Source organism: Rhizobium sp. Root1220 (genome assembly GCF_001426265.1).
Taxonomy (GTDB): Bacteria; Pseudomonadota; Alphaproteobacteria; order Rhizobiales; family Rhizobiaceae; genus Rhizobium.
This window is the reverse complement of record NZ_LMDG01000030.1, coordinates 1-1,167: the sequence shown is the minus strand read 5'-3', so window position 1 is coordinate 1,167 and position 1,167 is coordinate 1. Positions and strand designations below refer to the sequence as shown.

The following is a 1,167-nucleotide window of genomic DNA, read 5'->3' as shown; positions in this document are numbered from 1 at the left end:
CTATCCTTTCCCTAATGGAATAGGGAACAAAATAAGAACATTTGGCTGTAGAGTCAAATAGCGCGAAGGCAATTGAGGAGTTTTGCAGCTACAGCAGCATCGGCTGCTGCAGTGGTTGCCCGTCTTTAGCAACGATCAAGGAGCCATAGGGCTCACGCGACGATATGATCAGCGCGTCGTCAGGCAGCGGTCGCGCCAGGTGCATCGCCTCCTCCCACGGCGCCCGCATCCAGACGTCGGTCTCCTCCCGCGTAAGCAGCAGCACCGGCATCGCCTTGTCGTGGATCGGCTTCACCAGATTGTTGGCATCTGTCGTCAGGAAACCGTAGAGGTCATCAGACGTCAGCCCGTCCTTCACCTTCCTGACGCTCTTCCAGCCCGGCACATGAATGCCGGCAAAGAACATCAGCGACTTCGCCTCATCACGCGCAAACCAGGCGTTCGGCACCTTGCCGCCTTCTTCCTGGCTGGCGGGATCCGGTTCCGCGAAGCTGGTGACCGGTACGAGGCACCGATGCTCGAGGCCGAACCAGCGCTTCCAATGGGGAATGTTGAGCTTTCGGACATTGGTGATGCCGCGATCGGGTTCCATGCGAATGAACTCGTCCATATCGACGGCCTGGCCCTTGGCCTTGAGCTTGTCGGCCCGGGTCTGGGCTGCCTTCTTCTGTACGAAGAATGGCGAGGGAAGGCCCCATCGCGCATGGACAAGCTGCTTGCGGCCGTCGGCGGTGTTGCGGAGGATCGGCCCCGTCTGGTCGGGGTTCATCTGGTAGGCCGGCATGATATTGATCAGGCTCTCGACATCCTGGGCCCACCTGCCGACCCAGTCCTTGTCTTCCATGCGATATAGATTGCACATCCGCGCCTGTCGCTCCCGATAGAACCGGAGCTAACTTACCGCATGTCGCGCCATCCGCTAGTCGAGGCGAACGACGTCGGCATTGTCTTGGCGCTCCCGCAATCCTTTATAGGATGCGTGTCGAAGCTTGCCGTCCATCGTCCAGGCGCGGAACTCGATCTCGGCAATCAAGGTCGGCTGAACCCAAATGACGTTGCGGCCAGCGTTACCCGGATCAACCGGTGGCTGCTTTCGCTTCCAGCGCAGTGTGTCGAGCATCTTCTTCAGGCTCGCGGTCTCCGCTTCCTTGAAGCCCGTCCCGACGT

1 protein-coding gene and 1 pseudogene are annotated in these 1,167 nt (G+C 59.7%); both read right to left on the bottom strand.

Annotated elements, in window-relative coordinates:
• Window positions 1-88 precede the first annotated feature (88 nt).
• Window positions 89-862, bottom strand: a complete 774-nt coding sequence (locus tag ASC90_RS17130; RefSeq protein WP_056542752.1) for an SOS response-associated peptidase — start codon at window positions 860-862, stop codon at window positions 89-91.
• A gap of 57 nt (window positions 863-919) precedes the next feature.
• Window positions 920-1,167 (bottom strand): annotated as a pseudogene (locus tag ASC90_RS17125) (ATP-dependent DNA ligase); the annotation flags it as partial.